Annotated in this window: 21 protein-coding genes; 12 read left to right on the top strand and 9 right to left on the bottom strand. The window is 68.0% G+C overall.

Annotated elements, in window-relative coordinates; genetic code table 11:
- Positions 1-57: 57 nt before the first annotated feature.
- On the bottom strand, positions 58-1,998 hold the full coding sequence (gene acs, locus FHW84_RS04040; protein WP_167252858.1) for an acetate--CoA ligase: 1,941 nt from the start codon (positions 1,996-1,998) through the stop codon (positions 58-60).
- A gap of 218 nt (positions 1,999-2,216) precedes the next feature.
- Here acs and FHW84_RS04035 point away from each other — a divergent pair, with 218 nt between their 5' ends.
- On the top strand, positions 2,217-3,686 hold the full coding sequence (locus FHW84_RS04035) for a porin (protein WP_167252857.1): 1,470 nt from the start codon (positions 2,217-2,219) through the stop codon (positions 3,684-3,686).
- A gap of 64 nt (positions 3,687-3,750) precedes the next feature.
- Positions 3,751-5,403 carry an MFS transporter gene (locus tag FHW84_RS04030; RefSeq protein WP_167252856.1) on the top strand — a complete coding sequence of 551 codons (1,653 nt, stop codon included), beginning with the start codon at positions 3,751-3,753 and terminating at the stop codon, positions 5,401-5,403.
- Positions 5,404-5,470: 67 nt separating this feature from the next.
- Here the strand turns inward: FHW84_RS04030 and FHW84_RS04025 are convergent, their stop codons facing one another.
- Complete coding sequence (locus FHW84_RS04025) at positions 5,471-5,695, bottom strand: hypothetical protein (RefSeq protein WP_167252855.1); 225 nt, start codon at positions 5,693-5,695, stop codon at positions 5,471-5,473.
- A 190-nt stretch (positions 5,696-5,885) separates the two neighbouring features.
- Here FHW84_RS04025 and FHW84_RS04020 point away from each other — a divergent pair, with 190 nt between their 5' ends.
- The 3 genes from FHW84_RS04020 to FHW84_RS04010 all read left to right on the top strand — a co-directional run bounded on the left by FHW84_RS04020 (position 5,886) and on the right by FHW84_RS04010 (position 10,434).
- Positions 5,886-8,105, top strand: coding sequence for a hypothetical protein (locus FHW84_RS04020; protein WP_167252854.1), 2,220 nt, complete (start codon positions 5,886-5,888; stop codon positions 8,103-8,105).
- 60 nt (positions 8,106-8,165) lie between these two features.
- Positions 8,166-9,245 carry a PA0069 family radical SAM protein gene (locus tag FHW84_RS04015; RefSeq protein WP_167252853.1) on the top strand — a complete coding sequence of 360 codons (1,080 nt, stop codon included), beginning with the start codon at positions 8,166-8,168 and terminating at the stop codon, positions 9,243-9,245.
- Positions 9,246-9,330: 85 nt separating this feature from the next.
- Entirely contained in the window at positions 9,331-10,434 is a 1,104-nt protein-coding gene (locus FHW84_RS04010) for a PA0069 family radical SAM protein (RefSeq protein WP_167252852.1), read from the top strand.
- A 16-nt stretch (positions 10,435-10,450) separates the two neighbouring features.
- Here the strand turns inward: FHW84_RS04010 and FHW84_RS04005 are convergent, their stop codons facing one another.
- The 6 genes from FHW84_RS04005 to FHW84_RS03980 all read right to left on the bottom strand — a co-directional run bounded on the left by FHW84_RS04005 (position 10,451) and on the right by FHW84_RS03980 (position 17,299).
- Positions 10,451-11,737: a type II toxin-antitoxin system HipA family toxin gene (locus tag FHW84_RS04005; RefSeq protein ID WP_208399624.1), complete on the bottom strand. Its 1,287-nt coding sequence runs from the start codon at positions 11,735-11,737 to the stop codon at positions 10,451-10,453.
- Positions 11,738-11,749: 12 nt separating this feature from the next.
- Positions 11,750-12,061, bottom strand: coding sequence for a helix-turn-helix transcriptional regulator (locus tag FHW84_RS04000; RefSeq protein ID WP_167252851.1), 312 nt, complete (start codon positions 12,059-12,061; stop codon positions 11,750-11,752).
- Positions 12,062-12,350: 289 nt separating this feature from the next.
- Positions 12,351-14,381, bottom strand: a complete 2,031-nt coding sequence (locus tag FHW84_RS03995; RefSeq protein WP_167252850.1) for a S9 family peptidase — start codon at positions 14,379-14,381, stop codon at positions 12,351-12,353.
- A gap of 136 nt (positions 14,382-14,517) precedes the next feature.
- Positions 14,518-15,441 carry a patatin-like phospholipase family protein gene (locus FHW84_RS03990; protein ID WP_167252849.1) on the bottom strand — a complete coding sequence of 308 codons (924 nt, stop codon included), beginning with the start codon at positions 15,439-15,441 and terminating at the stop codon, positions 14,518-14,520.
- An 89-nt stretch (positions 15,442-15,530) separates the two neighbouring features.
- Positions 15,531-16,229, bottom strand: coding sequence for a 2OG-Fe(II) oxygenase (locus FHW84_RS03985; protein WP_167252848.1), 699 nt, complete (start codon positions 16,227-16,229; stop codon positions 15,531-15,533).
- Positions 16,230-16,282: 53 nt separating this feature from the next.
- Entirely contained in the window at positions 16,283-17,299 is a 1,017-nt protein-coding gene (locus FHW84_RS03980; RefSeq protein WP_167252847.1) for a class 1 fructose-bisphosphatase, read from the bottom strand.
- A 185-nt stretch (positions 17,300-17,484) separates the two neighbouring features.
- Between FHW84_RS03980 and FHW84_RS03975 the strand changes: the two genes are divergently transcribed.
- The 5 genes from FHW84_RS03975 (at position 17,485) to FHW84_RS03955 (ending at position 20,056) form a co-directional block, all read left to right on the top strand.
- On the top strand, positions 17,485-17,859 hold the full coding sequence (locus FHW84_RS03975; protein ID WP_167252846.1) for a VOC family protein: 375 nt from the start codon (positions 17,485-17,487) through the stop codon (positions 17,857-17,859).
- Positions 17,860-18,029: 170 nt separating this feature from the next.
- Complete coding sequence (locus FHW84_RS03970; protein ID WP_167252845.1) at positions 18,030-18,641, top strand: DJ-1/PfpI family protein; 612 nt, start codon at positions 18,030-18,032, stop codon at positions 18,639-18,641.
- Positions 18,642-18,652: 11 nt separating this feature from the next.
- Entirely contained in the window at positions 18,653-18,847 is a 195-nt protein-coding gene (locus FHW84_RS03965; RefSeq protein ID WP_167252844.1) for a hypothetical protein, read from the top strand.
- A complete protein-coding gene (locus FHW84_RS03960; RefSeq protein ID WP_167252843.1) occupies positions 18,844-19,248 on the top strand; it encodes a GFA family protein in 405 nt (134 codons plus the stop codon). The genes FHW84_RS03965 and FHW84_RS03960 overlap by 4 nt, the downstream gene beginning before the upstream one ends.
- A 103-nt stretch (positions 19,249-19,351) precedes the next feature.
- Positions 19,352-20,056 carry a YafY family protein gene (locus FHW84_RS03955; protein ID WP_167252842.1) on the top strand — a complete coding sequence of 235 codons (705 nt, stop codon included), beginning with the start codon at positions 19,352-19,354 and terminating at the stop codon, positions 20,054-20,056.
- 42 nt (positions 20,057-20,098) lie between these two features.
- On the opposite strand, the gene FHW84_RS03950 is transcribed toward FHW84_RS03955, so the two are convergent.
- On the bottom strand, positions 20,099-21,331 hold the full coding sequence (locus tag FHW84_RS03950) for a lytic murein transglycosylase (protein ID WP_243867875.1): 1,233 nt from the start codon (positions 21,329-21,331) through the stop codon (positions 20,099-20,101).
- A 110-nt stretch (positions 21,332-21,441) separates the two neighbouring features.
- Between FHW84_RS03950 and FHW84_RS03945 the strand changes: the two genes are divergently transcribed.
- Complete coding sequence (locus FHW84_RS03945) at positions 21,442-22,059, top strand: ParB/Srx family N-terminal domain-containing protein (protein ID WP_167252841.1); 618 nt, start codon at positions 21,442-21,444, stop codon at positions 22,057-22,059.
- Positions 22,056-23,711: a SulP family inorganic anion transporter gene (locus FHW84_RS03940; protein WP_167252840.1), complete on the top strand. Its 1,656-nt coding sequence runs from the start codon at positions 22,056-22,058 to the stop codon at positions 23,709-23,711. Before FHW84_RS03945 ends, FHW84_RS03940 begins: the two co-directional genes overlap by 4 nt.
- The last annotated feature ends 12 nt before the right edge of the window (positions 23,712-23,723 follow it).

Here is a 23,723-nt window from a genome sequence, read left to right as displayed (position 1 = left end):
TAGGGGTAGGGTCTCGAAGGGTCTTGGCCAATTCTCTATTCCCTGTTTTCTATTCCCTTATTTGATCAGGCGTTCTTCCACCAGGCTCTTCACCACGCTGGGGTCGGCCAGGGTGGAGATGTCGCCGAGCTGGTCGGGCTGGTTCTCACCGATCTTGCGCAGGATGCGGCGCATGATCTTGCCCGAGCGCGTCTTGGGCAGGCCCGGCGCCCACTGCAGGTAGTCCGGCGTGGCGATCGGGCCGATCTCCTTGCGCACCCAGGCCACCAGCTCCTTGCGCAGCTCGTCGCTGCCCTGCTCGCCGGCCACCAGGGTGACGTAGGCGTAGATGCCCTGGCCCTTGATCTCGTGCGGGCAGCCGACCACGGCCGCCTCGGCCACCTTCGGGTGGGCCACCAGCGCGCTTTCCACTTCGGCGGTGCCGATGCGGTGGCCGCTGACGTTGATCACGTCGTCGACGCGGCCGGTGATCCAGTAGTAGCCGTCCTCGTCGCGGCGCACGCCGTCGCCGGTGAAGTAGTTGCCGGGGTAGGCGGTGAAATAGGTTTCCACGAAGCGCTGGTGGTCGCCGTACACGGTGCGCATCTGGCCCGGCCAGGAATCGGTGATCACCAGGTTGCCTTCGGTGGCGCCTTCCAGCACCGCACCGCCGGCATCGACGATGGCCGGCTTGATGCCGAAGAACGGCTTGGTGGCGGAACCGGGCTTGGCGTCGATGGCGCCGGCCAGCGGAGTGATCAGGATGCCGCCGGTCTCGGTCTGCCACCAGGTGTCGACGATGGGGCAGCGCTCGTCGCCGACCACGCGGTAATACCACTCCCAGGCTTCCGGATTGATCGGCTCGCCGACCGAGCCGAGCAGGCGCAGCGAGGCGCGCGAAGCCTTCTTCACCGGCGCCTCGCCCTCGCGCATCAGCGCGCGGATCGCGGTGGGCGCGGTGTAGAACAGGGTGACCTTGTGCTTGTCCACCACGTTCCAGAAGCGGCTGGTATCCGGATAGTTCGGCACGCCGTCGAACATCACGGTGGTGGCGCCGTTGGCCAGCGGCCCGTACACCACGTAGCTGTGGCCGGTGACCCAGCCCACGTCGGCGGTGCACCAGTAGACGTCGTCCTCGCGCAGGTCGAACACCAGCTCGTGCGTATAGCTGGCGAACACCAGGTAGCCGCCGGAGGTATGCAGCACGCCCTTGGGCTTGCCGGTGGAACCGGAGGTGTACAGGATGAACAGCGGGTGTTCCGCTTCCACCGGCGTCGGCGGGCAGTCGGTGGACTGGCCGTCCATCAGCACGTGGTAGTAGCGGTCGCGCGGCGACTGCATCGGCACGGCGCTGCCGGTACGGCGCACCACGATCACGGTCTCCACGCTGTTGGTGCCGGGGCGCTCCAGCGCCGCGTCGACGTTCGCTTTCAGTGGAATCTTCTTACCGCCGCGTACGCCTTCGTCGGCGGTCACCACCACCTTGGCGGTGGAGTCGGCGATGCGGCCGGCCAGCGAGTCGGGCGAGAAGCCGCCGAACACCACCGAATGCACCGCGCCGATGCGCGCGCAGGCCAGCATGGCCACCGCGGCCTCGGGGATCATCGGCATGTAGATGGCGACGCGGTCGCCCTTGCTCACGCCCAGGTTCTTCAGCGTGTTGGCGAACTTGCACACTTCGGCGTGCAGCTCGCGGTAGGTGATGTGGCGCGATTCGTTCGGGTCGTCGCCCTCGAAGATGATCGCGGTCTTGTCGCCGCGCGTGGCCAGGTGGCGGTCCAGGCAGTTGGCCGAGACATTGAGCTCGCCGTCCTCGTACCAGCGGATGTGCAGATTCTTCGGATCGTAGGAGACGTTCTTGATCTTGCTGGGCTGGCGGTTCCACTCCAGGCGCCCGCCGATGCGGCCCCAGAAGCCCTCCGGATCGCGTACCGATTCTTCGTAGAGGCGCTGGTAATCCTCCTGGCTGACGCGGGCCTTGGCGGCGAACTCGGGCTTGACGGGGTACACCTTGCTCATGGAGGGCTCCTGCTGGCCGGGCGCGCGCGCCCGCGGGGATGTGGAAGGCCGCGGCAGACCCTTTGCCGCCGGCGAGTCCAGCGAGTGTAGCGAAAGGCCGGCAACGCGCACGTGACGGGCTCGGTTCGACTTTGGTCGAGGTTCGACCAATGGGGAATAGGCGGCCGCATTGCAGCATCCCCAAGCTCGCTCGAGCCATAGCCTGGGGAGGCACGACCATGGTGTTTACACGTCTAGGCGGCCATCGGGCCGCCGTTGCGCTGGCCATCGCCGCCGCGCTGGCCCTGCCGGCCGCCGCGCAGGCCGAGCCGCAAGCCAAGAGCAAGCCGAAGACCGCCACGCGCGAGCAGCAGCTGGAATCGCGCGTGTCCCAGCTCGAACAGGAGCTGGCGGAACTGAAGGACATGCTGCGCCAGCAACAGACCCAGCAGCAGCAACAGCAGCAGCAGGTGGTCCAGGCGCAGCAGCAGGCCGCCGAGGCCACCGCGGTGGCGCAGAAAGTGGCCGCCGCGCCGCCGCCGAAGGAAACCTTCAGCAGCGCGCCGGGTGTATCCGTGGCGTTGCACGGTTTCATCAGCGCCAGCGCCTTCAACCAGAGCAAGAACTTCTCGTTCGGCAACGGCCAGAACGCCGAATACCCGATTCCCAAGACCGCCGCCGCGCCCTCATCCGGTTCGCTCAGCGGCGTGGACATCCGCAACACGCGCTTCTGGCTCGACTTCAAGGGCGCCAAGTTCACCGACAACTGGACCGGCGGCGGCCGCATCGAGATGGATTTCTTCGGCGGCTTCAACGGCACCGGCCCCTACAGCGAGCAGCAGCCCGTGCCGCGCCTGCGCCAGGCCTATATGGACCTGACCAATCCGGAGACCGGCAGCACCGTGCGCATCGGCCAGCAGTGGGAGCTGCTGTTCCCGGTGGACATGGTTTCCACCTCGCTGTCGCACATCGCGTTTCCGCTGGGCTTCGGCACCGGCCTGATCGGCTGGCGCTTCCCGGGCGTGGTGTGGATGCAGGAGTTGAACCACAGCTCCACCTCCGGTCCGAAATGGCGCCTGGACCTGGGCGCGTTCGAAGGCAACTGGAACGGACCTGGCGACAACCTCAACTACCTCACCGCGGGCAATGCCGGCTTCCGTCCGCAGGTGGAGGCGCGCCTGCACGTGCAGGACAAGGACTGGCTGGCCTTCTTCGTGGCGCACTACAGCCAGGTCAACCTCAAGGGCGTGGGCGACACCGTGCTCACGCCGATCAAGGACAAGATCGACAGCCTGGTGTGGGAGCTCGGCGGCAACTGGAAACCCGGCCCGTGGAACCTCAAGGCCCTGGTGTATGCCGGCAAGGGCATCGGCCAGGTGTTCGGCGATCTCTCGCAGTTCGGCGACATCAAGGACAAGGGCGGCTATCTGCAGGTCGGCTACAACTTCACCAAGAACTGGAGCGTCAACGCGTTCTACGCGCAGAGCAATCCGGACGACAAGGACGTGATCCGCTGGGCCGGCAAGGCGCCGTTCGCCAATGCGCGCCTGCGCAACCGGCAGACCGCGCTGAGCCTGCAGTACGCCGCCGGCGCCTACGAACTGGGCGCGGAGTGGATCTACGACAAGCTCGACTACACCACCAACGGCACCGACCGCAAAAAGCTCAACGGCAACCAGGTCAGCCTGAACGCGCTCTACAAGTTCTGATCCGCACGGGCGGCGCACGGGGGTGCGCCGCCCGCCCGGCAACTACATCCGCATGGGGAGCAACATGGCTACGACCGCAACAGGCGCCGCGATGAAGGACACCGGTCACCGCAGGGTGATCCTGGCCTCCAGCCTCGGCACCGTCTTCGAGTGGTACGACTTCTATCTGTACGGCTCGCTGGCCGTGCTGATCGGCAAGCACTTCTTCTCCGGCCTCAACGAAACCAGCGCCTTCATCTTCGCGCTGCTGGCCTTCGCCGCGGGCTTCGCGGTGCGCCCGTTCGGCGCCATCGTGTTCGGGCGGCTGGGCGATCTGGTGGGGCGCAAGTACACCTTCCTGATCACCATCATCATCATGGGCCTGTCCACCTTCCTGGTCGGCGTGCTGCCCAGCTACGGCACGGTGGGCATCATCGCGCCGGTGCTGCTGATCGCGCTGCGCCTGCTGCAGGGCCTGGCGCTGGGCGGCGAGTACGGCGGCGCGGCCACCTATGTGGCCGAGCATGCGCCGAACGGCAAGCGCGGCCTGTACACCAGCTTCATCCAGATCACCGCGACCTTCGGCCTGTTTCTGTCGCTGCTGGTGATCCTGGGCACGCGCATGAGCCTGGGCGACAAAGTGTTCGAGGACTGGGGCTGGCGCATTCCGTTCCTGATCTCCTCGGTGCTGGTGGCGGTGTCGGTGTACATCCGCATGCAGCTGCAGGAATCGCCGGTGTTCCAGCAGATGAAGGCCGAGGGCAAGCATTCGAAGGCGCCGCTGACCGAAGCCTTCGGCCAGTGGAAGAACCTCAAAGTGGTGATCCTCGCCCTGCTCGGCGCCACCGCCGGCCAGGCGGTGGTGTGGTACACCGGCCAGTTCTACGCGCTGTACTTCCTCACCCAGAGCCTGAAGATCGACGGCACCACGGCGAACCTGCTGATCGCCTGCGCGCTGATCATCGGCACGCCATTCTTCGTGTTCTTCGGCTGGCTGTCGGACCGCATCGGCCGCAAGAGCATCGTGCTCGCGGGCTGCCTGATCGCCGCGCTCACCTACTTCCCGATCTTCAAAGGCCTCACCCACTACGGCAATCCCGCGATCGAGACCGCCGCCGCCAGCGCACCGGTCACCGTGGTGGCGGACCCGAATGCGTGCAGCTTCCAGTTCGACCCGGTCGGCAAGAGCAAATTCACCAGCTCCTGCGACGTGGCCAAGACCTCGCTGGCGAAGAAGGGCATTCCCTACCGCAACGAAGCGGCGCCCGCCGGCGCGGTGGCGCAGGTGAAGATCGGCGACCGCACCATCGACTCGTTCGAGGGCGGCAGCCTCGACGGCGCCGCGTTCGCCGCGCAGAGCAAGGCCTTCGTCGGCACCGTCGGCGAGGCGCTGAAGACGGCCGGCTATCCGGACAAGGCCGACCCCGCCAAGACCAACAACGCCATGCTGGTGATCCTGCTGGCGATCCTGGTGATCTACGTGACCATGGTCTACGGCCCGATCGCCGCCTGGCTGGTGGAGATGTTCCCCACGCGCATCCGCTACACCTCGATGAGCCTGCCGTATCACATCGGCAACGGCTGGTTCGGCGGCTTCGTGCCCACCATCGGCTTCATGCTGGTGGCGTGGAAGGGCGATATCTACTACGGGCTGTGGTACCCGATCATCGTGGCGATCGGCACGTTCTTTATCGGCCTGCTGTTCCTGAAGGAAACCAAGGACGTGGACATCGCCTGAGTCCATCCGCGGGCACCCACGAAAACGGCGGCCATCGCGGCCGCCGTTTTTTCTTGCGTCGGCGTGTTCAGTGATTGAACGGCGACTTGCCGTCGCGCAGCCGCTGCAGGTCGTATTCGGACAGGGTGTCGCCGCGCGAATGCGCGTCGATGCGCGCCTGGGCGAAGGCCAGCGCGGTGGCGAACGCGCCCACCACGCCGAGCAGCAGCCACAGCCCCATGGCGCCGCCGCTGTGGCGGGTGAAGCTCAGGGCCAGGGAGAGCAGGGTGCCGATCAGCAGGAGCCAGCGCATGGGAACCTCGGTTCTTGCCAGAAAATGATCGCCGAAAAGATCGCCGAAAAGATCGGCGCGACGCTTGCGACGCTACGCCGACCCCGGCGCGGATCATAGTCGGCCGAAGGTCCGGGGTTTTGCCGCGCCGCGCACAATCCCCGTGCGCACGCGTCGTAAGATCGCCCCGATCCCACTACGGTGACGGCCCATGGAAGCGAAGTCCACCGATGTGCGGCGCGCAGGGTGGCTGCAGCGCCTGTTCGACGGCGCCGGCGGCAAGGTCGCCTTGCTGCTCGATCACCTCAAGCCCTTGCGGGTGTCGCTGTGCATCCTCGCCTTCGCGGTGGTGGTGGCGACCAGCGTGGACCAGGCGGCGGAGCTGTTCCTGATCGCGGTGTGGATCGACCCCAGCATCGGCCGCTACCTGGCCCTGCTGGCCAGCAGCGCGCTGGCCGGCCTGGCCGTGTGGTACGGCGCGCGCAACGCCTACCGGCTCATCTATCTGCGCTGGCCCGCGCTGCAGGACCGCCGCGGCGCCGGCATCCGCAACTGGCTGCCGCGCATCATGGGCGCGTCGATCCCGCTGCTGGTGCTGCTGGGCTACGTGCTGGCTCTGGTGCGGGTGCCGCATGGGCCCTGCGGCATGACCCAGGACTGCGAAGGACGCATGTGGCGCGCGGCCGGCCTGCTGCTGGTTTCGCTGGGACTGATCGTGTTCTTCATGACGCGCCGCCGCCTGCTCAATGCGCTGCCGAAGCTGGCGAAGGTCTGCGCGCTGCCCTCGCAGGAAGAACGCGTCGGGCGCGTCGGCATGCTGGGCCGCGCCGCGCGCCGCGTGTATGTGCTGTCGATCCTGGCCAATATCGCCGCCACCGTGCTGATCGCGTTCCGGCCGGAGCTGCTGGACGGCATCGGCCCGCTGGCGATCCTGCTGATCGCCGCGGCCTTCCTCGCCTTGAACGGCGGCTGGGCCTGCATGCTGGCCGACCGCCGCGGCTTCCCGCTGCTCACCGGACTGCTGGCGCTCAGCGCGCTGCTGCACGTGCTGCATCTGAACGACAACCACCGCGTGCGCCAATACCCCGGCATGAGCACGCATAGCCATCCCGAAACCGCACCGGCGGACCACCGCCCGAGCTTCGACGACTACGCCAACGCCTGGCTCGACCAGCGCTGCGCCAACCGTAAGTCCTGTCCGGTGGTGGTGGCCGCCGCCGAGGGCGGCGGCATCCGCGGCGCGGCGTGGACGGCGCTGGTGCTGGCGCGCCTCACCGCGATGGTGGACGCGCGGCATCCGCAGCAGGGCGAGCCGCTGCTGGCGCGCTACCTGTTCGCCGGCAGCGGCGTCTCCGGCGGCAGCCTGGGCCTGGCCACCTACACGGCCTTGCTGCGCCAGCCCGCCGGCGTCCGCCCGGACACCATGGAAACCCTTGCGCGCAGCTTGCTCGACCACGATTTCCTCGCCCCGACCCTGGCCAACATGCTGTTCGTCGATTTCACCCAGCGCTGGCTGCCGGGCGCCTGGTTCGACGACCGCTCCCGCGCGCTCACCCGCGCCTGGGAGCACGCCGGCCGCAAGCAGGGCGTGGAGGCGTTCGCCCAGCCGTTCGCCGCGCTCTACAGCACCGCCGACGGCCGTCCGGACATCGGCACGCCGGCGCTGTTCCTCAACAGCACCACCGTGGCCGAGGGCCGGCGCTTTATCCAGCATCCGTTCCGGCCGATGGCGACGCCGCAGGTGCAGCCGTGGACCGCCGCCTTCGACGGCTCCGCCTGGCTGGATCCGCGCGTGCCGCTGAGCGAGGCCGTGCTCGACAGCGCGCGCTTCACCTATGTCAGCCCGGCCGGCACGCTGGAAACCGCACCGCCTGCCGGCGTGACCCCGCCGGTGCCGGCGCGCCTGCAGCTGGTCGATGGCGGCTATTTCGAAAACTCCGGCGCGGTGACGCTGAGCGAAGTGATGCACCGCCTGCACGAGCTGGCCAGGGCGCGCGGGCAGGAGCTGCGCTTCATCGTGCTGCACATCAGCAACGATCCGCAGATGGACGATTTCGTCGACCGCCACGACCCGGCGCATCCGCTGCCGCTGTACACCACCGCCTGCTCGGGCGTCCAGGTAGCCGGCGGCAAGGGCAGCGCACCCAGCGGCGAAGCCACGGCGCCATTGCTGGCCCTGCTCGACACGCGCACCGCCCGCGGCGAGTACGCGCGGGCGCGGCTGCTGGAAAGCCTGCATCCGAACCCGGCCGACCCGGCGCAGGGCGACATGCTGTGGCATTTCCGGCTGTGCCCCGGCGAGTATCCGATCCCGCTGGGCTGGACCATCTCCACCCCGGTCTTCGACGAAATGCAGCGCCAGCTCGAGCACAACTATCCGCTGGCGACCATGGCCGAGGCGCTCGATACCCAGCTTTCCGGCGCGCCATGAACCATGCGTCCGGCGGCTGAATCTCAGCCGCTGCGACGACTCCGGCGTAGCCTGTGCGGCATGTCCGAGCTCGCCAAACCCGCCCGCATCATCAAGGGCCGGGGTTCGTCGTCCCGCACGGTCAGCCGCTTCGACAAGCGCATCTGCACCGCGGAAGACGACGGCTGGTACCAGGAGCAGGACGAAGCGCCCCGCCTGCCTACCGAAGTGCGCGAGGACATCGCGCGCAGCATCATCAGCCGCAACGATTCGCCGGACGTGGGTTTCTCGCAGTCGGTCAATCCGTACAAGGGCTGCGAGCATGGCTGCGTGTACTGCTTCGCGCGGCCCACCCACGCTTATCTGGATCTCTCGCCCGGCCTGGACTTCGAAACCAAGCTGTTCGCCAAGACCAACGCCGCCGAGCTGCTGCGCAAGGAACTGGCCAAGCCCGGCTACCGCTGTTCGTCCATCGCGCTGGGCATCAATACCGACGCCTACCAGCCGATCGAACGCAAGTACCGCATCACGCGGCAGTGCCTGGAGATCTTCGCGGAGACGAGGCATCCCGTCGGCTTCATCACCAAGAACGCGCTGATCGAACGCGACATCGACCTGCTCGCCGCGATGGCGCGCGAGCGCCTGGTGAACGTGTACTTCTCGGTCACCACCCTGGACAACCGCCTGGCCTCGCGCATGGAACCGCGCGCCAGCGCGCCGCATGCCCGGCTGCGCGCGATGAAGGCCCTGCATGAGGCCGGTGTGCCGGTGGGCGTGATGGTGGCGCCGGTGATCCCGATGATCACCGACCGCGAAATGGAAGCGATCCTGGAAGCCGCCAGGGAGCATGGCGCGCAGGCCGCCGGCTTCGTGCTGCTGCGCCTGCCGCACGAGCTGAAGACGATCTGGCGCGAATGGCTGGAACTGCATTACCCGGAGCGCGCCGCGCACGTGATGAGCCTGATGCGCCAGATGCATGGCGGCAAGGATTACGACAGCGCCTTCGGCCGGCGCATGCGCGGCGAGGGGCCGTTCGCCCAGCTCATCCAGCAGCGTTTTGCCAAGGCTTATGCCCGGCTGGGCTTCGGCCGGCTTCCGCCAACGGATGCCAGCCGCTTCGTCCCGCCCCGGCCGCCGTCGCCGCAGGGCGAGCTGTTCTAGAGGGGCGTGTGTCGCGCCGGGCGAGACGCGCGCGGCGCACACTGTGCGGATGGCCGCGCCTTCCGATCCCGTCCCCTCCGACCCCATGCCCTCCGACCCCGTGCCGACCGATCCCTGGCTGCGCGCGCTCAAGGGCCGTGGCGCCGCGTCCAATCCGCAGGGGCGCTTCGAAACCATCCGGCGCCACGCCGAGGACGACGGCTGGCAGCACGCCCTGCTGGTCGAGGATCAGCCGCGCCCGCAGACCGTGGTGACGGAAGAACACGCGCGCAGCGTGATTACCCGCAACGATTCGCCGGACATCGGTTTCGACCGGGCGATGAATCCCTACCGTGGCTGCGAGCACGGCTGCGTGTACTGCTTCGCGCGGCCGTCGCACAGCTATCTGAATCTATCGCCGGGGCTGGATTTCGAAACCAGGCTGCGCGCCAAGAGCAACTTCGCCGAGGTGCTGCGCGCGGAACTGGCCAAGCCCGGTTACGTGCCCAGGCCGATCAATATCGGCAGCAACACCGACGTCTATCAACCGATCGAGAAGCACCGGCGGCTGACGCGTGCCGCACTCGAGGTGCTGGCCGAATGCCGGCATCCGTTCACCATCGTCACCAAGAACGCGATGATCGAGCGCGACCTGGATCTGCTTGCCCCCATGGCGCGCGATGGGCTGGTGCAGATCTTCATCTCGATCAACTCGCTGGACAACCAGCTGGCTTCCAGACTGGAACCGCGGGCCAGCGCTCCGCACCGGCGCATCAAGGCGGTGCGCACGCTGGCCGAGGCCGGTGTTCCGGTCGGCGTGCTGGTGGCGCCGATCATTCCCGCGCTCAACGACCGCGACATGGAAGCGGTGCTGGAACAAGCCGCCGACGCAGGCGCGAACAGCGCCGGCTACACCGTGCTGCGCCTGCCGCATGAGTTGAAGACGCTGTTCCGCGAATGGCTGGCCCTGCACGCACCGCAGCGCGCCGAACACGTGATGAGCCTGGTGCAGCAGATGAACGGCGGCCGCGACTACGACAGCGACTTCGCCACGCGCATGCGCGGGCAGGGCGTGTTCGCCGATCTGTTGCGCAGGCGCTTCGAGGTGGCTTGCCGGAAACATCGTTTCGGGCGGGCGTGGGAACTGCAGCTCGATGTTTCGCGTTTCGTGCCACCACGCGCGCCATCGCGTCAGGGGCAATTGTTCTAGATCCCCGATCGAGCGATCAGGCCAGCAGGTAGCTGGCGATGTGCCCGGTTTCCTTCGGCGGCACATCCGCCTGGCGAGCGAAGTCAGTCCACTGAGCCACCGCTTGCTGTACGTCCTTCATGATGGCGCTTGCATCAGCAATCTGGAACACGTCAGCGACCTTCATGAAATCGGCGCGGTCGGCGCCGTCGAATTTCCCCGCGACGGACATGAGGTGGTGCCTGGTCCAATAGCCGTCCGGGTTATGGGCGAACGTGATGTCGTAAGCGGGCGACAGCTCCCACGCGCCTTCCTCACGCAGCAGGAAGGAGTGGTTCTTGCTGTGATCGTCGCAGTTCCAGGCGAGCCAGTTGAAGACCATTCGTCGGAACGCCTGCTGCCTTGCCTCGAGGTCCAGGCCTAGGCGATTCATGGCCAGGAACAGCTGCTCGTAACTGTTTGTGTCGCGCATCTTGTAGTCGATGTGGTCGAGTCCACACAGCGTCTGCATGTGATGCTTGGAATTGCCGTCCCGATCGAAACGTTTGGTCATGAAGTGGCGGCGGCCGTTTTCATGCAGCAGGCGGCATTCGGACATGGTGATGCCGGCGGCGGTTGCCATCAGGTAGTACGCATACTCGATGCGGCCATGCGCCTGCGATTGGCCAAGCTCGGTGTCTTCACCCAGGCCGTCGAATTTGATGAGCCAGTGTTCGAAGCCGGTAGCGGTATGGAACTGGCCGCTGCGGAGTTCCCTGGTCTCGGGATTGAATGCCACCACGGCCTTGGCGCGTGCGCCGCCGGCGGAGGTGCCGACGCGAATGATGCTGGCCAGCGCTTCTTTGGAGTGGGTGTCGTCAGTCAGATCGCCGTGGAGGACATCGCGGGCTACGCGCACCAGCTCCGCCATCTGCAGCGGGCCCGAGCGGTCGCGGGTGATCCCTCGGGCTGGATGGAACTCGAGGGCGCCCATGCCGCGCCTGCCCATGTAGGCCAGGCGATCGAGGGAAGTGATCTGGTTCCTGTCGACGCCGCGCGTGGCCATATAGGCATCGATGAGGGCTGAGCCGAAGTCGTCCGGCAGGGCGTCCGCCAGCAGGCCTGGCAGGCGCTTGTAAGTGTCCTCGCGAAGATGCGGAAAGAGAAACGGCTGGCGTGCCTCCGCGAGCGGCATGGTGAGCGGCGCCAGTTCCACGCCGCGCTTTATCCATGCTGGCGCGTACTCAAAAGCGTAGGCGCCATGGCGGTGATCAGGGCTCACAGCGCCGACGAGCTTGTTCCAGATGCGTACTTCGATGGCGTCCACATGGTTGAACATGGCCATGGCTCAGGCGTCCTATTTCTTCTTGCGAGGGACACTCACGCGCTGGGCGCGCCTGCCCTGGCGCAAGGCAGCCATGGGGCTGACGGAAGGAAGCGGGGCGATGGCTTTCAGGTCGTCGGTGATGCCCATGGCCCTGAGCACTTTCACCAGCGTCGCCGTGGTCGACGATCCGCCGGTTTCCAGATGATGGATGGAGCGTGTCGAGACATTCGCCATCCTGGCGAGATCCTCCTGGCTGTATCCCATGCGGATGCGTTGATCGCGCAGGCGTTGACCGAGTTCGGCCAGAACCGTCTCCGTTGGTGCTTCGATGTTCGTCGACATCGTGCAGTACTCTGCTTATTAAAGGTTTCTACGCCATTAATCAGCAGTCTAGCGCAGATTCAAGGGTATCGGCTAAGAAATTATATGCATAATAGTGCATATGAGCGCCAGAAACGCCTTTAAAACTACTTAAGATGCAAATTAAGACAAATCCTAGCTTGGGAAGGGGTTCACTCCGCACCGCTGAATAGATCGCTGAATAGATTCTTCGTTCGATATATCTTTTATATCAATGGCTTGTGTGCGCGATTGCATGGATTGGTGAATAGATTCCCACACCCACCCACCCTCAAGGCGCCGCCGGCAGATACTTCTGGAACCACAGCAAGGCCCGCTGCAGCACATCGCGCTGATGCTCCGGGTCCACGAAGTGATGCCCTTCATTCGGATAGATCACCAATGAAGTGGCCACACCTTGCGCACGCAAGGCATGCCAGAACTCCAGCGACTGCGCGGCGGGGCATTCGGCGTCGCGGTCGCCGACCACCACCAGGGTGGGGGCGGTGATCTTCTTGATGTAGTTGACCGCCGAGCTCTTCGCGTACACCGCCGGGTCGTCGTACACGGTGGCGCCGAAGTACGGCGGCATCCACTGGTCGATCAGATTCTGGCCGTAATAGCTCTGCCAGTTGCCGATGCCGGCGCCGGCCACCACCGCCTTGAAGCGCTGGGTCTGAGTGGGGGCGAACATGCTCATGAAGCCGCCGTAGCTCCAGCCGGTCAGGCCCAGGCGCCGGTCGTCCACCGGCAGGCGCTTTTCGATGGCGTCGATGCCGGCCAGGGTGTCGCTGAGGTCGCCATAGCCGAAGTCCTTGCGGTTGGCCTGCACGAAGGCCTCGCCCTGGCCGTAGCTGCCGCGCGGATTGGGCAGGAACACGAAATAGCCCAGCGCGCCGAACGGGATGCCGCCGTAGCCGACGCGCGGCCAGTGCGAGATCAGCGCGCTGGCCGGACCGCCGTGGACGTTCACCACCATGGGATAGGTCCTGGCCGGGTCGTAGCCGGCCGGATAGATCAGCCAGCCCTGCATGCGGCGGCCGTCGTGCTCCCATTCCACCGACTCGGCCTTGCCCCAGGTCGGCTTGTTGTCGGCATTGATGTGCGTGACGGCAGGCGGCGGCGTCTGCCCGAGCGGGCCGGCGTGGACTTCCGGTGCGGCGTCGAACGAATGCTGCACGAAGGCGAGGCGGGCCTGGTCTTTGGACAGCGACAGCGCCATCGCCGCGCTGCCATCGGTAATCGTGGCGGGCAGGGTGAACAGCACGCGCTCCTGCGTCGCGGCGGTAGCGGTCACCGTGTAGTCCGCCACCTGGCTCTGTCCGCCGGCGACCTGGCTGACCAGCATGTGCGCCGCGTCCTTCCACGCCAGCCACACCGGCGTGACGTGAATGCCGGGCGTGAGATTGACGGGTTCGCCGCCGCCGGCCGCCACGCTGTAGATGTCGCCGCCGGTGGCGCCCTGGTCGCTCATCAGGCCGCCGATGAAGGCGATGCGCTGGCCGTCCGGCGACCAGGTCGGCAGGGCCAGCTGCAGGCCGTGCAGGCTGCCGCGCGTGGCGGCGGGGTCCACCGCCACGTGAGCCGCGGCGCCGGGCTGCGCGTCCTGCACCAGCAGCTTGGCGATCCACCAGTTGTTGTCGCCCGGCGGCGGCGCGGCGACGAAGGCGATGCGCTGCGCATCGGGCGACCAGGAGAACTCGTACACATGGCTGCCGGCGGGCGTGAGCAGGCGCGGCGTGCCGCCTTCGGCGGCCACCATGGCGACGCGCTGCACCTCGACGCCGTCCACGCCGATCTCGCCCTCGGCCGGCTTGGCCGCTTCCAGCGCGCTGGCGCGGCGCGTGCCGTTTTCCACGTAGAGAAAGCCCAGCGCCTTGCCGTCCGGCGCCCAGCTCAGATCCTGCGCCGGGCCCTTGAGCACCGACAGTTTCTTCAGGCCCTTCGGGTCGCCGGCGTCGGCGACGAACAGATCCTTGTGCTTGTCGCTGTTGCCGCAATCGGCCAGGAACGCCAGGTGCCGCGAATCCGGCGCCCAGGCGATATCGGTCTGGCTGCAGCTGCCCGGCTGGATCGACGTGACCGCATGCGCATCGCTGCCGTCGGCCTTGGCCACTTCCACCATTGGCTTGCCCTTGCTGCGCACCACCCAGGCCAGGCGCTGGCCGTCGGGCGAGAGCTGCACCATCTGGATCGGCCGCGTCCTGCCCAGCTCGGCCAGCACGTGCTCGATGCGCGGATCGACGCCCGCCTGGTCGGCGAACGCCAGCGGCGAGACCGCCAGGGCGAGGGCGGTGGGAAGCCAACGGAGCGCGTGGCGCATGGGATTCTCGGCGGGGCGGGGGGAAGCCACGCAAGCTAGCAGCCCAACCCGGCCCGGACTACCCAGCTACCGGCTCTGCCGGCGTCCCGGCGTGCTGGTTACAATCCGCGGCCCTCTCTCCGCGAACGGCACCGGCTCAGTGCGTCGCCACCACCGGCGCGGCGGGCGCCTTGCGTGCCGCTTCGAGCGTGGCGAGCTTCGCCTTGATCGCCGGCATGGCCGCCATCGCGGCGCGCTCGCCTTCCAGGATGGCCTGGTTCTTCTGCTCGAAATCGGTGGCGCCGATCTGATTGACCTTGGGCCGGATCACCACGTCGGCGCGCGCCAGCTCCTGCTCGCCGAGCTTCTGGCCCATGATGCTGATCGACTGGCCGACCACGCCGAGCATGCCCTGCGGATTGGAACCGTCGGCCTTGCTGGAGATATCCACCGCGATCACCACGTCCGCGCCGAGCTGGCGCGTGGCGTCCACCGGCACCGGGCTGACCACGCCGCCGTCCACGTAATGCTTGCCGCTGATCTCCACCGGCTCGAACACGCCGGGGATGCTGCTGGACGCGCGCACCGCCTGCCCCGTATTGCCGCGCACGAACACGGTGCGGCGGCCTTCCTCCAGCTGGGTGGAGACGGCGGCGAACGGCAGCTTGAGCTTCTCGATCGGACGGTTGCCGACCAGCTGGTTGACGTAGTCCTGCAGCTTCTGGCCCTGCACCAGGCCGCGCGAGAAGAACTGCATGTCGCGGATCTTGGCCTCGTCCAGGTTGAAGGCCTGCTCCTGCAGCTGGAACGGATCCATGCCGCTGGCGTACAGCGCACCGACCACGCTGCCGGCGCTGGTGCCGGCCACCACGTCCGGATGGATGCCATTGGCTTCCAGCATCTTGATCACGCCGATATGCGCAAAACCCTTGGCCGCGCCGCCGCCCAAGGCCAGGCCGATGCGCAGCTTGGGCAGCACCACCGCGGGCGGCGGGGCCGGCGTGGGCTTGGGTTTGCCACCGATGCAGGCGGTGAGGGCGAGAGCGGACAGCAGCAGGGCGAAGCGGGCGGGGCGGCGCATGGAATCGGCAGCGAGTGGTCGGATGGCGGGCGAGTGTAAGGCCGGATCGGGGCGGCGCGCGGCGCGGCTGCGGCGCCGCCCGGGACGGCTCAGCCGCCGTATAGCTTTTCGGCGCGCTGGAACAGCACCCAGCTGGTGGCGATGTACTTGTCGCCGCCGCGCGGCCGGTTGCCGCGATGGGTATGGGTGAACGCGGCCGGCGCCAGCAGCAGGCTGCCGGTGCGCGGCGCCACCTTGCGGTCCTGGTGCAGGAACTCGGTCTCGCCTTCGGCGAAGCCGTCGTTGAGGTAGATCGTCCACAGCAGGTGGCGGTGCAGGGTCTGCGCGGTGGCATCGCGCGGAAACAGCTCGCAATGCCAGTACGGATAGCCGCCGCTGCCGGCGCGGTAGCGCTGCAGGTTGATCGAGCCGGGCACGAACACCTGCCGCGCCAGGGCGCCGAGCGCGGCGTCGTCCATGGCCGCCACGTCCGCTTCGCCCAGGCGGCGGCGCTCACCGGTGGCGGGGTCCGGCATCTGCAGCATCAGCGGCGCGATCAGCGTGTACGGATAACGCCGCAGATAGGCCACCAGGCCTTCGAGCATGGCCAGGTTCAAGGCCGTTTCCGCATCGCGCCACTGCGGCTGGCCGCTGATGGTGATGTCGTGGCTCAGCTTGAGCTCCGGATACACGCCGCCGCCGACCTGGCCCGGCACCGCGTCGCCGCTGTGCTCGAAGCGCTCGATCAGCGCGGCGCAGTGTTCCGGCGCCAGCGCGCCGTGGAAGACCTCGATGAAATCGCCCGGCATATCCCCTTCCTTGCGAGGCGGGCGCTTCACGGCGGCCCGCCCAAGTGACGGCTTCAGCCCTGCGCGCCGTCGGCTTCGCGATGGTAGTGCGTAGCCAGCTCGATCTCTTTCTTCGAGCCGAGGAACACCGGCACGCGCTGGTGCAGGCCGGTGGGCTGCAGCTCCATGATGCGCTCGCGCCCGGTGGTGGCCGCGCCACCGGCCTGCTCGACGATGAAGGCCATCGGGTTGGCCTCGTACATCAGGCGCAGCTTGCCGCCCTTGGCCTTGTTCCTGGCGTCCAGCGGATAGAAGAACACGCCGCCGCGGGTCACGATGCGGTGCACGTCGGCCACCATCGAGGCCACCCAGCGCATGTTGAAGTCCTTCGCGCGCGGGCCTTCCTTGCCGGCCAGCAGCTCGCCGACGTAGCGCTGCATCGGCGCTTCCCAGTGGCGCTGGTTGGACATGTTGACGGCGAACTCCGCGGTCTCTTCCGGAATGCGGATGTCGCGGCGGCTCAGGGTAAAGCTGCCCACCTCGCGGTCCAGGGTGAACTCGTGGGTGCCGTGGCCGAAGGTCAGCACCATCAGCGTGGCCGGGCCGTAGACCACGTAGCCGGCGGCCAGCTGCTCGGTGCCGGGCTGCTGGAAGTGCTCGGCGGCGGGTTCGCTGATGCCGTCGGGGCAGCGCAGGATCGAGAAGATCGTGCCGACCGACACGTTGATGTCGATGTTCGACGAACCATCCAGCGGATCGAACAGCAGCAGGTGGTTGCCCTTGGGGTACATGTCGGGGATCGGCTGCGGGTCTTCCATCTCTTCCGAGGCGCAGGCGGCGAGCTGGCCGCCCCAGGCGTTGGCTTCGAGCAGGATCTCGTTGGAGATCACGTCCAGCTTCTTCTGCGCCTCGCCCTGCACGTTGTCGCTGCCGGCATTGCCCAGCACGCCGCCCAGGGCGCCCTTGCCGGTGGCCACCGAGATGCGCTTGCAGGCGCGGGCGACCACTTCGATCAGCAGGGACAGTTCGGCGTTGATGCGGCCGGCGCGGCGTTCCTCGATCAGGAACTGGATGAGCGAAACGGGCTTCATGGCGGGTCCGTAACGAAAGGGAACGCGCATTGTCCGGGCAGTTGCTGAACCGCGCCAGCCGGAAAACGACCCGGTGCTTTCACCGTTCCATCACCGCCGGCCGCAGCGGGCTGCTGACAACACGTTGGCAGCAGGGGGTCCCCAGACTTCGCTCCACGCATCGAGACCCCACAAGGAACAAGGCCATGCTCAACCCCGTCGTCACCAACTGGTTCGAAATCCCGGTCCGCCAGATGGACCGCGCCATCCGCTTCTACGACGCCTCGCTGGGCACCGCGCTGCGCAGCGAACTGTTCGGCGGCATGGAGCTGGCGGTGTTCCCCTACGACGCCGACCAGCACGTCACCGGCGCGCTGATGCGCCTGGACGAATGCGAGCCGTCCATGCACGGCAGCACGGTGTACCTGAGCGTGGCCGACGTGGCGCAGACCCTGGCCAAGGTGGAGGCGGCCGGCGGCGCGGTGATCGTGCCGCGCACGGAACTGCCGGAAGGCAAGGGCGCATTCGCGCAATTCCGGGACAGCGAGGGCAACCGGGTGGGCCTATGGTCCCGGCAGTGACCTGAAGCCCGCTCCCCCGCCGCCGGCTTGGGCCGGGCGGCGGGCTGGTGAGGCGGCGCGATGTCGTGGCGCGCCGCCTTCATTCGTCATCACCAGGAAGGTCCTCGTTATCCGCAGCCCGCCATCCCCGCGCGGCGCTCCGGCCAGGCATCGATCAGGAGGGAACTGAAATGCGTGACACCGTGTATTTCCTGGCTTTCGACGGCTATGCCGACTGGGAAGCCGCGCTCGCCCTGTGCGAGATCCGCCGTCCCGGCGACTGGCGCATCGTGACGGTGGGCTTCTCGGCCCGGCCGGTCACTTCGATGGGCGGACTGTGCGTCACGCCCGAGCTGACCCTGGACCGGATCGACCTGTCCCGCGCGGCGTTGCTGATTCTTCCCGGCGGCCATCTGTGGCAGCGCGGCGAAGGGCAGGAAGCCGTGGAGGCGGCCGAACGCGTGCACGCCGCCGGCGGCACCGTCGCGGCGATCAGCAGCGCGGTGCTGGCGCTGGCGCGGCACGGCCTGATGGCGCGCAGCCGCCACACCGGCAATCTCACCGGCTTCGTCGGCGGCTACGGGGCTGTCTATGACGGTTCCGGGAAGTACGACCCCGATGCGCTGGCCGTCAGCGACGGCGGCTTCATCACCGCCAGCAGCCTGGGCAGCGTGGAGCTGGCGCGCGAGGTGATCCGCACGCTGGATCTCTACAGCGGCAGCGACCGCGAACACTGGTACCGCCTGTTCAAGCACGCCACGCCGCCGCCCTGGTATGCGGGCGAGCGCGCGGTCACCGTCTGAGGCTTATCGCCATGCATTCTCCCGATCCGATCAACCGCGCACTGATGGCTTACCGGCCGCTGTTCCTCAGCGGCCTGTCGCTGGACGGGCAATACCGTCCGTCGCCCAAGCCGGCAAGGCGCAAACCGCAACCGGCCAGCGGCCTTGCCGCGACCTTGGCCATCGCCGCCGCCGCGTGGCATGCCATTCGAGGAAACGCCCGATGACCAGGACCTATCACGGCAGCTGCCACTGTGGCCGTGTGCGCTACGAAGCCGACATCGACCTGTCGACCGGCACCGGCAAGTGCAATTGCTCGATCTGCTGGAAACAGCGCTTCTGGGGCGCGACGGTGAAGCCGGAGGCATTCCGCCTGACGGCAGGCGAGGACGAACTGGCCAGCTACCAGTTCAACACCCACAGCTGCCAGCACCTGTTCTGCAGGCATTGCGGCGTGAAGCCGTTCGGCCGCGGCTATGTCGAGGAAATCGGCGGCGCGTTCGTCTCGGTCAATCTTGCCAGCCTCGACGACGTCGAGCCGGCTGAGCTGGCCGAAGCGCCGGTGCGCTACTTCGACGGCCGCCACAACAACTGGATGGAAACGCCGGCGGAGACCCGGCACCTGTGAGCGCAGCGGCGGCCCCCGCTGCTATGGACGCACCTGTCATGGACGCGCCGCGCCGTGACATCCGGCGCTGGCCGCCGCCGCGCGGCTCGGCGATCATGCACGGATGCGCCGCGCCGACCGCCTGTTCCTCATCATCCACGCCCTGCGCGGGCGCCGCACCGCGCTGCCGGCGCGGCATCTGGCCGACACGCTCGGCGTCTCGCTGCGCACCGTCTACCGCGACGTGGCCGACCTGCAATTGTCGGGCGTACCGATCGAAGGCGAGGCCGGCGTCGGCTACGTGCTGCGCAAGGGCTCGGACATCCCGCCGCTGATGTTCACCGCCGAAGAACTCGAATCGCTGGTGGTCGGCACGCGCTTCGTGCGCGCCTTCGCGGGCGAGAAGCTGGCCGCCGGTGCGCAGGCGGCGCTGCTGAAGATCGAAGCGGTGCTGCCGCCGGAGCTGCGCGAGCGGGCGGCGCGCACGCGCATCTATGCGCCGATCTGGCGCGACGCCGGACGTGTCGCCTTCGCCGCCATGATCGACCGCCTCAACAGCGCCATCAGCGACAGCCAGGTGCTGTGCCTGGACTACGCCGACGAAGCCGGCCGCACCAGCACGCGCGAAGTCGAGCCGCTGTGCCTGGCTTTCTGGGGCGGCAAGTGGACCCTGGGCACCTGGTGCCGCCTGCGCGAGGGCTTCCGCAACTTCCGCCCCGACCGCATCGCCGACTGCCGCACCACCGGCGAGCGCTTCGCGCCCCAGCCGGGGCGCGATCTGGATGCGTACCTCGAAGCCATGCGCGGCTATTACGAAGGCATGGGCTGATCGTAGGTTGGGGTTCGCCTGCGGCTCACCCCAACCTGCGGGTCAGTGCGATTGCCGCAGCGCCTTGAGAATGCGCTGCCCCGGACGTCCGTCGTCTACCGGCAGTCCGAGCTTGCGCTGTTCCGCCTGGATCGCCTGCCGCGTCTTGTCGCCGACCATGCCGTCGACGGTGCCGATGTCGTAGCCGCGGTTGATCAGCAGCTGCTGGATCTCGCGCCGTTCCGCGCGCGAGGTGCCGGGATCGTCGGTGGGCCAGGACGCCACCATGCCGGGCTTGCCGCGCAGGCGGTCCGACAGCAGGGCAATGGCCAGGGTGTAGTTGATCGACGCGTTGTATGCGTAGATCGCATCGAAGTTGCGCAAGGTCAGGAACGCCGGACCCTGCGCACCCGCCGGCAGCACCAGGCCCGCCGGCTCGTCGCCGCCGGGCAGGGACGAGCCATCGACCAGGCGCACGCCCTGCGCGCTCCAGTAGCCGAGCGGCCGCTTGGCCGTGCGCCCGCTGATCTTGCTGTCGAAGTTCGCCGGCAGCTTCACCTCGTAGCCCCACGGCTGGCCGGCCTGCCAGTGCGACATCTGCAGGTAATGCGCGGTGGAACCCAGCGCATCCGGCACGCTGGCGATCAGGTCGCGATGGCCGTCGCCGTCGAAATCCACCGCCACGCGCTCGAAGGTGGACGGCATGAACTGCGTATGCCCGAATGCGCCGGCCCAGGAACCCTTGAACTCGTCCGCGCCGATATCGCCGCTCTGCACGATGCGCAGCGCCGCGAAGAACTCGCCGCGGAAATACTCCTGGCGCCGACCCATGCACGACAGCGTGGCCAGCGACTGCAGCAGCGGCTTCTGGCCGAACTGCTGGCCGTAGTTGCTCTCCACGCCCCATACGGCCACCACGGTGGCGGGATCCACGCCGTAGGTCTGCTGCGCACGCGCGAGCACTTCCGACCATTGCTGCATGCGCGCCTTGCCGTCGTCCACGCGCTCCTGGTCGACCAGGGCCGAGAGGTAATCCCACACCGGGATCACGAACTCAGGCTGGCGGTTGAGCGAGTCGATCACCGTGGTGTCGGCCACCAGGTCGCGCGTGTAGCGCTGGTAGGTGTCGGCCTGCACGCGCGCCTGCAGCGCCTTGGGCGCCAGCCCGGCGAGGCAGCGCGCGAAGTCGTCCTGGGCCTGGGCGAAGGAGATGGCGGGCAGCGCCAGCGCGAGCACCAGCGGAGCGAGGCGAATGGCGGAGCGGGATACGGGCATGGCGTGGCCGTCGGGCTGCATGGGGGACACCCAGCCTAACCCAGCCGCCGGCGCAGGAAGCTGTGGCCGGCTTGGGCTACTCTCGGCGCGCCGCGGTATGCCCCCGTCCGCCAGCCCTTGAGGAACTGCCCATGTCCGAGCCGCATGTACGCCATCCCTTGCTGAGCGTCGCGCCTGACAAGCTGCGGCCGACCCAGGTCACCGTCGGCAAGGCCGAAGTGGCGGAAAAGCGCGGCGTCTGGCGCGGCCTGGGCAAGAAGAAGCGCAAGGAGCTGATCGACGCGCACTGGTTTCCCGGCGTGCTGGGACCGAAGAACAAGGTCTATATCGTCGACCACCATCATCTGGGCCTGGCCTTGCTCGAAGAAGGCGTGAAAAGCGTGCCGGTGATGGTGCAGCGGGATTTCTCCTGGCTGGAGCCGGACGTGTTCTGGCGCACCATGGAATTCAACCGCTGGGCGCATCCCTACGACGCGCTGGGGCAGCGCATCGCCTACGACGCGATTCCGGCCAGCCTGGACAAACTCGTCGACGATCCCTACCGCACGCTCGCGGCCCGCCTGCGCCAGGCCGGCGGCTACTCGAAGGACGCCACGCCCTACGCCGAATTCCTGTGGGCGGATTTCTACCGCCGCCGCGTGAAGCTGGCCGGCGGCAAGATCAGCAAGCGCGTGCTCGACGAAGCGCTGCTGCACGCGCATACGCATGACGCGGCCTACCTGCCCGGCTGGACGGGCGTGATCGGGTGAACACCGGCGCGGCCGCCGCCACGGCGACGCCAGGCTTCACCGTCGACCTGCTCGCCGGGCTGGCGATCGCCGGCCTGCTGCTGCCTGAAGCCGTCGCCTATGCGGGCATCGCAGGCCTGCCGCCGCAAGCGGGCGTGATGGCGCTGTTCGCCGGCCTGGTCTGCTATGGCCTGCTGGGGAGCAGCCGCTACGCCATCGTCTCGGCCACGTCTTCGTCGGCGGCGGTGCTCGCCGCCGGCACGCTGGCGCTGGAAGGCGGCGATCCGTCGTCGCGCGCGGCCATCGTGGCGGGGCTGGTGGTGCTTACGGGCCTGTGCTTTCTGCTGGCCGGCGCGCTGCGGCTGGGCGGTCTGTCGCATCTGATCGCGCGGCCGGTGCTGCGCGGCTACACCTTCGGCCTGGCCTGCGTGATCGCGCTCAAGCAGCTGCCGGCCTTGCTCGGCGTGCCGGCGCTGCATGGCGATTTCGTGCCGGTGCTGCTGGTCGATCTGTTCGGTGACTTCGGCGGCATCAAGCCCGCGGCGCTCGGCATGGGCGCTGCCGCGCTGCTGCTGCTGTTCCTGTGCGAGCGCCTGCGCCGCGTGCCGGGCAGCCTGCTGGCGATCGCGCTGGGCATCGCCGCGTCGGGCTGGCTGGCGCGGCATGGCGTGGCCCTGGTCGGCGCGATGCAGCTGGCGCCGCAGTGGGCCTGGCCGCGCTGGCCGGCGAGCGGGCAATGGCTGCCCAGCGTGGAGCTGGCGGCGGCCCTGCTGCTGATCCTGTATGCCGAGTCGTACGGCTCGATCCGCAACTTCGCGCTGAAGCACGGCGATGCGGTGAATCTCAACCGCGACCTGGCCGTGCTCGGCGCGGCCAACGTGGTGGCGGGCCTGCTGCACGGCATGCCGGTGGGCGCGGGTTATTCGGCCACCTCGGCGAACGAAGCCGCCGGCGCGCGTTCGCTCCTGGCCGGCCTGGTCGCGGCGGGCGGCGTGCTGCTGATGGTGCTGTTCCTGCTGCCGTGGATCGAACGCATTCCGATGCCGGTGCTGGCGGCGATCGTGATCCATGCGGTAAGCAAGTCGCTGCGCCTGTCCGCGTTCAGTCCCTATCTGCGCTGGCATCGCGACCGCCTGGTGGCGCTGGCGGCGGTGCTGGCGGTGCTGTCGCTGGGCACTCTCAACGGTTTGCTGTTCGCCATCGCCTTCAGCCTGATCATGCTGTTGCGCCGCCTGGCCACGCCGCGGCTGAGCGTGCTGGGGCGGCTGGACGGCGGGCACGATTTCGTCGACGTGGCGGCGCACGCGCAGGCGCGCGAAGTGCCGGGCGTGCTGATCGTGCGGCCGGAAGAGCCGCTGTTCTTCGCCAACGCCGAGGCCGTGCTCGCGCAAGTGCGCCAGCGCATCACCGAGCGCACGCCGCTGCGCGAAGTGGTGCTGAGCCTGGAGGAATCGCCCGACCTGGACGGCACCGTGCTGGAATCGCTGGGCGATTTCGTCGCCTGGCTGGATGCGCGCGGCATCGCGCTGCGCGTGGCCCGCTTGAAGGATCATGCGCGCAGCGCGCTGCAACGCATGGCGCTGCCCCAGCTTCCTTCACAGGCGCTGGATTACTGGAGCGTGGAGGATGCCGTGCTGGCTGCCGCGCCGGAAGCAAAGGAAATCAGAGAGTGAACAATCCCCATC

The sequence above is a fragment of the Dyella sp. SG562 genome (assembly GCF_011759495.1).
Classification (GTDB): domain Bacteria; phylum Pseudomonadota; class Gammaproteobacteria; order Xanthomonadales; family Rhodanobacteraceae; genus Dyella_D; species Dyella_D marensis.
Note: the sequence above shows the minus strand (reverse complement) of the source record. Positions and strands in the feature narration are given on the sequence as shown.

Bases quoted from the DNA above. Each gene is read 5' to 3' on its own strand.
- FHW84_RS03985 (WP_167252848.1), bottom strand. From the start codon at position 16,229: ATGCCGGGCGATTTCATCGAGGTCTTCCACGGCGCGCTGGCGCCGGAA.
- FHW84_RS04035 (WP_167252857.1), top strand. From the start codon at position 2,217: ATGGTGTTTACACGTCTAGGCGGCCATCGGGCCGCCGTTGCGCTGGCC.
- FHW84_RS03995 (WP_167252850.1), bottom strand. From the start codon at position 14,381: ATGCGCCACGCGCTCCGTTGGCTTCCCACCGCCCTCGCCCTGGCGGTC.
- FHW84_RS03965 (WP_167252844.1), top strand. From the start codon at position 18,653: ATGCATTCTCCCGATCCGATCAACCGCGCACTGATGGCTTACCGGCCG.
- FHW84_RS04010 (WP_167252852.1), top strand. From the start codon at position 9,331: ATGCCCTCCGACCCCGTGCCGACCGATCCCTGGCTGCGCGCGCTCAAG.
- FHW84_RS04015 (WP_167252853.1), top strand. From the start codon at position 8,166: ATGTCCGAGCTCGCCAAACCCGCCCGCATCATCAAGGGCCGGGGTTCG.
- FHW84_RS03975 (WP_167252846.1), top strand. From the start codon at position 17,485: ATGCTCAACCCCGTCGTCACCAACTGGTTCGAAATCCCGGTCCGCCAG.
- FHW84_RS03950 (WP_243867875.1), bottom strand. From the start codon at position 21,331: ATGCAGCCCGACGGCCACGCCATGCCCGTATCCCGCTCCGCCATTCGC.
- FHW84_RS03990 (WP_167252849.1), bottom strand. From the start codon at position 15,441: ATGCGCCGCCCCGCCCGCTTCGCCCTGCTGCTGTCCGCTCTCGCCCTC.
- FHW84_RS03980 (WP_167252847.1), bottom strand. From the start codon at position 17,299: ATGAAGCCCGTTTCGCTCATCCAGTTCCTGATCGAGGAACGCCGCGCC.
- FHW84_RS04030 (WP_167252856.1), top strand. From the start codon at position 3,751: ATGGCTACGACCGCAACAGGCGCCGCGATGAAGGACACCGGTCACCGC.
- FHW84_RS03955 (WP_167252842.1), top strand. From the start codon at position 19,352: ATGCGCCGCGCCGACCGCCTGTTCCTCATCATCCACGCCCTGCGCGGG.
- FHW84_RS03945 (WP_167252841.1), top strand. From the start codon at position 21,442: ATGTCCGAGCCGCATGTACGCCATCCCTTGCTGAGCGTCGCGCCTGAC.
- FHW84_RS04005 (WP_208399624.1), bottom strand. From the start codon at position 11,737: ATGGCCATGTTCAACCATGTGGACGCCATCGAAGTACGCATCTGGAAC.
- acs (WP_167252858.1), bottom strand. From the start codon at position 1,998: ATGAGCAAGGTGTACCCCGTCAAGCCCGAGTTCGCCGCCAAGGCCCGC.
- FHW84_RS03970 (WP_167252845.1), top strand. From the start codon at position 18,030: ATGCGTGACACCGTGTATTTCCTGGCTTTCGACGGCTATGCCGACTGG.
- FHW84_RS04025 (WP_167252855.1), bottom strand. From the start codon at position 5,695: ATGCGCTGGCTCCTGCTGATCGGCACCCTGCTCTCCCTGGCCCTGAGC.
- FHW84_RS04020 (WP_167252854.1), top strand. From the start codon at position 5,886: ATGGAAGCGAAGTCCACCGATGTGCGGCGCGCAGGGTGGCTGCAGCGC.
- FHW84_RS04000 (WP_167252851.1), bottom strand. From the start codon at position 12,061: ATGTCGACGAACATCGAAGCACCAACGGAGACGGTTCTGGCCGAACTC.
- FHW84_RS03960 (WP_167252843.1), top strand. From the start codon at position 18,844: ATGACCAGGACCTATCACGGCAGCTGCCACTGTGGCCGTGTGCGCTAC.